The 8837-nt window shown below is 54.4% G+C and carries 5 protein-coding genes; 1 reads left to right on the top strand and 4 read right to left on the bottom strand.

What is annotated here, in order from left to right; translation table 11 throughout:
• The first annotated feature begins 2 nt into the window (after window positions 1-2).
• A complete protein-coding gene (gene proP / locus M989_RS15280) occupies window positions 3-1505 on the top strand; it encodes a glycine betaine/L-proline transporter ProP (RefSeq protein ID WP_064546756.1) in 1503 nt (500 codons plus the stop codon).
• 86 nt (window positions 1506-1591) lie between these two features.
• On the opposite strand, the gene M989_RS15285 is transcribed toward proP, so the two are convergent.
• The 4 genes from M989_RS15285 to M989_RS26385 form a co-directional block, all read right to left on the bottom strand.
• Window positions 1592-2926, bottom strand: coding sequence for an HlyD family type I secretion periplasmic adaptor subunit (locus M989_RS15285; RefSeq protein ID WP_064546766.1), 1335 nt, complete (start codon window positions 2924-2926; stop codon window positions 1592-1594).
• Window positions 2927-2942: 16 nt separating this feature from the next.
• Entirely contained in the window at window positions 2943-5129 is a 2187-nt protein-coding gene (locus M989_RS15290; RefSeq protein WP_064546758.1) for a type I secretion system permease/ATPase, read from the bottom strand.
• A gap of 98 nt (window positions 5130-5227) precedes the next feature.
• Window positions 5228-6580, bottom strand: coding sequence for a TolC family outer membrane protein (locus tag M989_RS15295; protein ID WP_064546768.1), 1353 nt, complete (start codon window positions 6578-6580; stop codon window positions 5228-5230).
• Between the two features lie 129 nt (window positions 6581-6709).
• Window positions 6710-8837 (bottom strand): hypothetical protein (locus M989_RS26385; RefSeq protein WP_209438769.1); only part of this gene is annotated, 2128 nt, incomplete at its 5' end.

Below are 8837 nucleotides of genomic sequence, written 5' to 3' on the forward strand. Positions count from 1 at the left end.
CCATGCTTAGAAGGAAAAAAGTAAAACCGATCACGCTACGTGACGTCACCATTATCGACGATGCCAAACTACGCAAAGCAATCACCGCAGCCTCGTTGGGCAACGCGATGGAGTGGTTCGATTTCGGGGTCTATGGATTTGTGGCCTACGCGCTGGGTAAAGTCTTCTTCCCGGACGCTGACCCAAGCGTGCAGATGATTGCCGCGCTGGGGACCTTCTCTGTTCCCTTCCTGATACGTCCGTTGGGCGGTTTGTTTTTCGGGATGCTAGGGGATAAATACGGTCGACAGAAGATTCTGTCTATCACCATTATTATTATGTCGCTCAGTACATTCTGTATTGGCCTTATTCCGTCGTATGAGACCATTGGTATCTGGGCGCCGGTGTTGCTGCTGCTGTGTAAAATGGCGCAGGGGTTCTCTGTGGGGGGCGAATATACCGGGGCATCAATCTTTGTAGCGGAATACTCGCCTGACCGTAAGCGCGGCTTTATGGGCAGCTGGCTGGACTTTGGTTCTATCGCCGGGTTTGTGATGGGCGCAGGGCTGGTGGTTCTGCTCTCGACGGCAGTGGGTGAAGCGAACTTCCTCGAGTGGGGCTGGCGTATTCCGTTCTTCGTCGCGCTGCCGCTGGGGATTATCGGTCTCTACCTGCGTCATGCGCTGGAAGAGACGCCAGCGTTCCAGCAGCACGTGGATAAGCTGGAGCAGGGCGACCGTCAGGGTTTACAGGACGGGCCGAAAGTCTCGTTCAAAGAAATTGCCACCAAGCACTGGCGTAGCCTGCTGGCCTGTATCGGTCTGGTTATCTCAACCAACGTCACCTACTACATGTTGCTGACGTACATGCCGAGCTACCTGTCGCATAACCTGCACTACTCCGAAGACCACGGCGTGCTGATTATTATCGCCATTATGATCGGTATGCTGTTCGTGCAGCCGGTGATGGGGCTGCTGAGTGACCGCTTTGGCCGTCGCCCATTTGTCGTAGTGGGTAGCGTGGCGTTGCTGGTGTTCTCGATTCCGGCATTTATCCTGATTAACAGTAACTCCATTGGTCTGATTTTCTCCGGCCTGCTGCTGCTCGCGGTGATCCTGAACTGCTTCACCGGGGTGATGGCGTCGTCGTTACCGGCGATGTTCCCAACCCACATCCGCTACAGCGCGCTGGCCAGCGCCTTTAATATCTCGGTGCTGGTGGCGGGTCTGACGCCTACGCTGGCGGCCTGGCTGGTGGAGTCGACGCAGAACCTGATGATGCCGGCTTACTATCTGATGGTGATTGCGGTGATAGGCCTGATTACCGGCGTGATGATGAAAGAGACCGCCAACCGTCCGCTGAAGGGCGCGACGCCTGCGGCATCGGACATTGAGGAAGCGCGTGAGATTCTTCAGGAACATCACGACCATATTGAGCACAAGATTGAAGATATCGATGCGGAAATTGCCGCGCTGCAGGAGAAACGCTCGCAGCTGGTGATGCAGCATCCGAAGATTAACGAGTAACGTCTTCCGCGCTGCCGGACGGTGGCGCCGACCGACTTAACGAGCGATAACCCGGACGTACAGCAGTACGCCGGGTTTTTTTATGCTTAACGTTCGCGGAACGCTTCTGCTCTCGCGCGCAGAATCGGCTTCAGCAGGTAGGAGAGAATGGTTTTCTTACCGGTAATGATATCCACCGACGCCACCATCCCCGGGATAATAATCAGCGGTTTCTCGTCGCTGCCCAGGTGGTTTTTTTCGGTGCGCAGACGGATGACATAGAAACTCTTACCGTCTTTGTCAGTGACCGTATCGGGGCTTATCTGTTCCAGCTTGGCCTTCAGGCCGCCGTAGATGGTGTAGTCATAGGCGGTGAATTTGACCATCGCTTCCTGCCCGGGGCGTAAGAATGCAATGTCCTGTGGGCGGATTTTCGCTTCGACCAGCAGCGTATCGTCCAGCGGCACGATTTCCACCAGGTCGTTCCCCGGCTGGATGACGCCGCCGATGGTGTTGACCATCAGCTGTTGCACGATACCGCGTACCGGCGAAGTCACCAGCGTACGGTTAACCCGGTCTTCAATGGCCTTACCGGAAGCCTCGATTTTACTGAGCTCGGTACGTGCCTCATTGAGCTGCGACAGCGCTTCGCTGCGATAGCGGCCACGCGTCTCGTTGATTTTGCTCTCAATCTCTTTGATCGCCGCTTCGGCTCTGGGGACGGCCAGCGTCACGGACTCAAGCTGTCCGCGGGTTTCGACTTCAGAACGACGCAGACGCAGAACTTCCACTTTGGAAATCGCACCCTTGGCGACCAGTGGCTCAGACATGCTGATTTCCTGCTGCAACAGACCCAGGCTGCGGCGGTACTGTGCGCCTTTTGCCTGATAGTCCAACAGCTCCTGTTTCTTCTGCACCAGCTGTTCGTTCAGCCCGGACAGTTCGCTCTGAATGCGCTTGTTGACGCTGGCGAACAGCTCCATTTCGCCGTTGGCGATATCCGGCGTTTTATTGAGGATTTCCGGCGACAGGGTGAGGGTTTCTTTATTATCCAACTGCGCGGTCAGACGCTGAATGCGCGCCTCCAGCGCCAGACGATCGGCCTCGGACTCGCCAGCGTTAGAGCGAAAACGGGTATCGTCCAGACGCAGCAGCGGCGCGCCGGCTTTTACCACTTCACCTTCGTGCACAAATACCTCGGCGACAATACCGCCCTCCAGGTTCTGGATTTTTTGCAGGCGCGAGGAGGGAATCGCTTTGCCGTCACCACGCGTAACTTCATCAATATCGGCCAGTGATGCCCAGGCAATCATGATGATAAAGAAGCCGAGAATAGCCCACAGGGTGATGCGTACTACGCGCGGGGAGTCATCAATGAGCGCCTTGTTCACCTCGTTAGCAGTGAGCGTTGACGCGTTTTTGTCGCCAAACAACCACTTCATCAGGCGGGTAAGTCGGTTAGCGTTGCGCATGAATTTGTCCTTTCTTCAGTGCGTTCATCACGCTTTCTTTCGGACCATCGGCGATGATTTTGCCATTATCGAGGATGATCAGTCGGTCAACCAGCGTGAGCAGCGAAGCGCGGTGGGTGACCAATAGCAGCGTTTTGTTGCTCACCATCGGCGCCAGCGCCTTTTTAATCAGGTCTTCGCTGGTGTTATCCATAGAGCTGGTTGGCTCATCCATCAGCAGCACCGGCGGGTCGAGCAGCAGCGCGCGGGCTAGCGCCACGGCCTGTCGCTGGCCGCCTGAAAGGTTCATCCCGCGCTCGCCAACCTGCATGTTATAGCCGGACGGATGACGGCGAGCGAATTCATGCACGCCTGCCAGCGTGGCGGCGCGTAGCATGGTCTCTTCATCTACGTAGCTGGCGCCGCTTAACAGGTTGTCGCGCAGCGTGCCGCTGAACAGGTGGATATCCTGCGGCGCGTAGCCGATATTGTGGCGTACATCATTGACGTCGAGCTGATGGGCGTCGATGCCGTCAATCAGGATGGTACCGCCGTTGGGTTGGTAGAAGCCAACCAGCAGCTTGGCTAGCGAGCTTTTGCCGGAGCCGCTACGGCCAATAATCCCGACCTTCTCACCCGGCTCAATTTTCAACGAAATACCGTTGAGTGACAGGTACTGGTTTTGCGGATAGTGGAAGCTGACGTCGCGAAATTCGATGGCGCCAGTCAGCGTCTCGCGCTTCAGCGGCACTTCGTTTTCTTCGACCTCTTGCTCCAGATCCATCATGCGATCGATGGTCGCTTTAGTCATTTTGGCGCGCTGGTAGCGGGTGATCAGGCTACAGAGCTGACCAATCGGCATCATCGCGCGGCGGTTGAGCAGGTAGCAGGCGATGAGACCCCCCGTACTGAGATTACCGTCAATAATGCTGTAAACCCCGATGACAATAAGCACCACGCCTGAGATATGCTGAATCCAGGCGGTGAAGTTAACCGCCACGTAAGAGAGCGATTTGACGCGCAGCTCAAGCTTACTGAGCTGGCCGATAATCTGTTCCCACTGGTACTGGCGTTCGCTTTGCGCGTTGTTGACCTTAATCGCATCCAGCCCGGTGACGGTCTCAACCAGCATGGCCTGACGCTCGGTGGAAAGGCGATAGGTCTTTTGCACCTGCGCCAGCAGCGGACGCTGCATCATCCAGTTGACGAGCAATGCCAGCGGATAACAAAGCAGGGGCACAAAGGCCAGTGGGCCACCGATAATGCCAATCACCAGCAAAATCAATAAGGTAAACGGGAGGTCAATCAGTGCCGTCAGCGTCAGTGAAGAGAGAAAATCACGCACAGACTGATATTCCTGGAAGTGCTGCGTGAAGCCGCCGACCCGCAGCGGGCGCTCTTTCATCTTCATACCCAGCAGACGCTCAAAGAGCGCAGCAGAGACGATAAGATCGGTCTTTTTACCCGCCAGATCGAGGCAGATACCGCGTAATACCTTCAGTATTAGATCAAAAATAAAGGCGATCGAAATACCGATTGCCAGCACCCAGAGGGTGGCGGTTGCCTGATTGGGTACCACGCGGTCGTAGACGTTCATGACGAACAGCGGCGTGGCAATGGCGATCACGTTGATGATAAAACTGGCGACGATAGAGTCCAGATAGAGGTATTTCGACAGTTTTAGCGTGTCTTTAAACCAGGATTTGGTGCGAGGAATGGTCGCCGTGGGTTGGCTGCCGAACTCATGTCCCGGCTGAATAAAAATCGTTTTCCCGCTGTAGTTCTCCGCCAGCGTTTCGCGCTCAAGCACCGTTTCGCCACCTTCGGTTTCGGTGGACAGCAGGCGGGCGCGCTGTTGATCATCCCAGCCGATCAGCACTGCAGCCTGATCGTTTTTGAGTAGCACGATGGCCGGTAGCGAGAGGGCGGTAATTTTTTCCAGCGGCCTCTGTAGTACACGCGCTTTTAGCCCCGCGCGCTGAGCGGCGCGCGGAAATGCGCTCAGGGTCAATCGGTGTGCTTCAAGCGGTAAACCGGCGGTTAACACATTTCGGCTGGTGATGACGTTGTGCAGTTTGCACACAATCATCAGCGAATCGAGTAAGGGGTCATCATGGTTTTGACGTGGGTCGAGTCTGATGTGGTCATCAGTAGAGGTATTTGCTTGCTCAAGTGGATCAGTATAAGACGCCATAATCCGACCTTATATACCAGCGAAAAAAATCGCTAAGGCTAAAGAATATAATGGGTTATCCCATCGTGAGATGGGATAACCCGCAGGTCCAAAATCAGTTACTTCAGGTCAGGTAAATTACTGTGTGCCGTTTGCTGTACCTCGACCGGCTGCGCGGCAGACGGTGCCTGAATATTCAGCTGTTTTAACAGATCGCCGATGCGCGCGTTGATGCGGTAGGTGGTGAACATCTCCGTGAACTGCATCTCAACGTAGCGACGCTGGGCGTTGAACACTTCGTTTTCACTGTCCAGCATATCCAGCAGGCTACGCTCGCCGATGCTGAACTGCTCCTGGTATGCGGTACGAACGACGGCGCTGCGATCGGCATAATCTTTGGCGATCGGCACCTGCTGTTTGGCGTTCTGCCAGGCGTTCCACGACAGCCGCAGCTCTTCATCCAGCTGGCGAAGGGCGTTGCGCTTCACGTCCTGCGCTTCCTGCATTTTATAGGCATAAGATGACAATTGCGCCTGATCGCTGCCGCCGTTAAACAGGTTGTAGTTCATACGAACCATGGCCTGCCACTCCTGGTCATGACCGCGCGTGCCGTCAACGTTGTTATCCATGCGGCGGCCAACGTCGATATTGACGCTCGGATAGAAGCGGGATTTCGCCGCTTCGTACTGCTGACGGGTGGCTTCCACATCGGAGTCCGCCTGTTTCAGCAGCGGGCTGTTTTCCAGCATCAGCTTACGCGCTTCGGCCTGTGAGGCCGGGATCTTCGTGGTCATCGGCATCGACAGACCTGTGGCTTCTTTCCCGACCACGCTGTAGTAGTTGGCCTGTGCGTCCTCGAGGTTGGTTTGCTCGGTCAGCAGGTTGTTTTTCGCCTGCGCGAGACGAGCCTGCGCCTGCTCATAGTCGGCGGTACGGCCTACGCCCTGCTCGGTGCGTAAACGAATCTGATCGAAAATACGTTCGTGGCTTTTCAGGTTATCCTGCGCCAGTTTCACCATCTTTTGACGCATCAGCACGTCGAGATAGCTCTGGATAGCATCCAGTGCCGTCACTTCGCTGGTGTTCATCACCGAGAACGCGCGCGAGTTAACGGTGGCTTTCTGGCGAGCGACTTCGCTGGAGGTGGCAAAGCCGTTAAACACGTTCTGTCGCAGGTTGATGCTGGACTCACTGCGATGCAGGTTACGGCGATGATCGTCCGCCGCGCGAGTCGATGAGTTATCGGTTTGTTCCCAACCGGTGCCTGCCGACAAATCCAGGGTCGGCAGATACCCGCCCTTGGCCGCGCGCAAATCCTGGTCGGCAGAATAGCGACTGTTGACCGACGCGCTTACCTGCGGATGCCACAGTAAACTGTCTTTGACCGCTTGCTCAAGCGTTGCTGCGCTAACCGTATTGGCAAACAGTAATGGCAGAGAGAGGCCTGTTAATATCCGAATGTGTTTGTTCATCATGACGTCCTTTCCTTACGTTCATTTCCCTGACTCGTGGCTTAATCCACCAGAGGTCATGTCATTAGACAAAAAGTCAACCAGGTGTTGACGAACATGGGGCTGATCACAGCCCCATGACGTTATGCATCAGGCTTCGACTTCTGGCTTCGCAATCAAATCATCAGGGTCATTGCTGGCCCAGGTTTGATTGTCATCCGTATCGCCGCCTTCCGCTGGAACATGTTCAACGTCATTCGGTGTTTCTGCCGTTTCCGTTGTCTCCGTTGTTTGAATGAGGCTGGAGAGATCCTTATTATCACCGTCGATCATATCACTGAATGACAACGGTTCATCCTGAATAATAATGGTGGCTTCTTGTCCAGACTCATTGCTTTCGCTATTGAGGTGACTTTCCTCGCTGGCGGTTTCTGTTTCATGGAGCGTGTCACCGTCAGTATTGTCCAGTAGCGTACTGAGCGAATGCTCCTCCGTTTCTGCGCTCTCCTCGTGCGCCTGAGAGGTATCGGTGACCTGGCTATCAGGCCCATCGTTGAAGTTATCGGGGTTCAACGAGTCGCTATCAGCCAGCGGATTATCGATGTGTTCTGCATCGGTATCCTGTGGGGCCTCACTACTGTCTGCGGTGTCCTGGACAGAGTCGGTTGTATCTGTTGAGGTATCATCCTCAGCATATTGGCCATCGTCGCTGTCCGTTGGTTGCAGGGTGTGGTCTTCGGTATGGACGTCTTCCTGGGGAGTTGCGTCAATAGCGGCGTCCGCCATGGCCGTCATGGCAATAGCATCGGCCCACTCTTCGGTGTCAGAATTGACGTCTGGGTCAATAATATTACCGTCGTCATCATATTCTACGGTATCAGTAAAACCGCCATCGCTGGTGAAAGCATCACTGTGGTAATCCTCGCCTGCGGAGGTTTCAATATCCATAACGATGTTTTTCAGGTTTTCTGCGCCATCAGGCACACGGATGGTCATCTTGCCATCGTAGCTCGTGACCCCTTCATCGAATGTCAATGTATAGCTTTTTGTTGCAGTATCGTATGTATAGCTAGAAAGCCCATCGCCGCTAAACGTGGCTCCCTCAGGAATGTTATGCAGAGTGAGGGAGAGTAAAGTCTCATCACTTTCTGCACTATTCAGGGCAATATCAATTTTGAGCGTAATATCCCAGCTTCCTTCGGTATCACCGGAATATTCGGATAACCCATCGCCGTAGATAACACCTTCAAGGTGGTTGGTACCGGAACTCAGCATCGTGTTACCACTGGTGCTATCCTTAATTTCGATACCAGAAAGGTTATTCAGTTTTCCGTCAGAATATTTACCCCCACTGAGCTTATAGCTTTCACCGTAGCCCACAAGGAAGATGTAATCTTTATAGCCCGATCCATCAGTGCTCTTGTTGCCCTGTACACCTGTTAATTCGTTAAATTTTCCGTTGTTACCCGTGTAACCGGCCTCGGTACTCACCACGAAAATATCGCTGTAGCTTTCGCCACTCTTACCGGCCTGGACGTTACTGTTGTCATAAAACATGATCTGTTCTTTGGCGTTCGCATTATCGCCAACACATTCCGGAACGGGGTCGGATGGCGATAGCCATACGCGAACGTTTTCACCTATCGCCACAATTTTCCCGTCAACAACGTCAAAACCAAGCCCACTTGGATCTGATGCACCGCCATTAACATGGAATACTTTACTCTCTCCGGGCTGTCCCGGATTTACTTTAGAATCCTCCAGCTTCACATCAATGGTTAATTTGGTGTTTTCCTGATCGCTATCGGAATCCGAGTCGCTGTCGGAATCCGAGTCGCTGTCAGAATCGGAGTCACTGTCGGAATCCGAGTCGCTGTCGGAATCAGAGTCGCTGTCGGAATCAGAGTCGCTGTCGGAATCGGAGTCGCTGTCCGAATCGGAGTCGCTGTCTGAATCAGAGTCGCTGTCGGAATCAGAGTCGCTGTCGGAATCAGAGTCGCTGTCAGAATCGGAGTCACTGTCAGAATCGGAGTCACTGTCGGAATCAGAGTCGCTGTCGGAATCAGAGTCGCTGTCGGAATCCGAGTCGCTGTCGGAATCAGAGTCGCTGTCCGAATCGGAGTCGCTGTCGGAATCCGAGTCGCTGTCGGAATCAGAGTCGCTGTCGGAGTCTGAATCGCTGTCGGAATCAGAGTCGCTGTCGGAATCAGAGTCGCTGTCGGAGTCTGAATCGCTGTCGGAATCGGAGTCACTGTCGGAATCGGAGTCGCTATCGGAA

Source organism: Kluyvera georgiana ATCC 51603, from assembly GCF_001654985.1.
In the GTDB taxonomy this organism is placed as follows: Bacteria; Pseudomonadota; Gammaproteobacteria; order Enterobacterales; family Enterobacteriaceae; genus Kluyvera; species Kluyvera georgiana.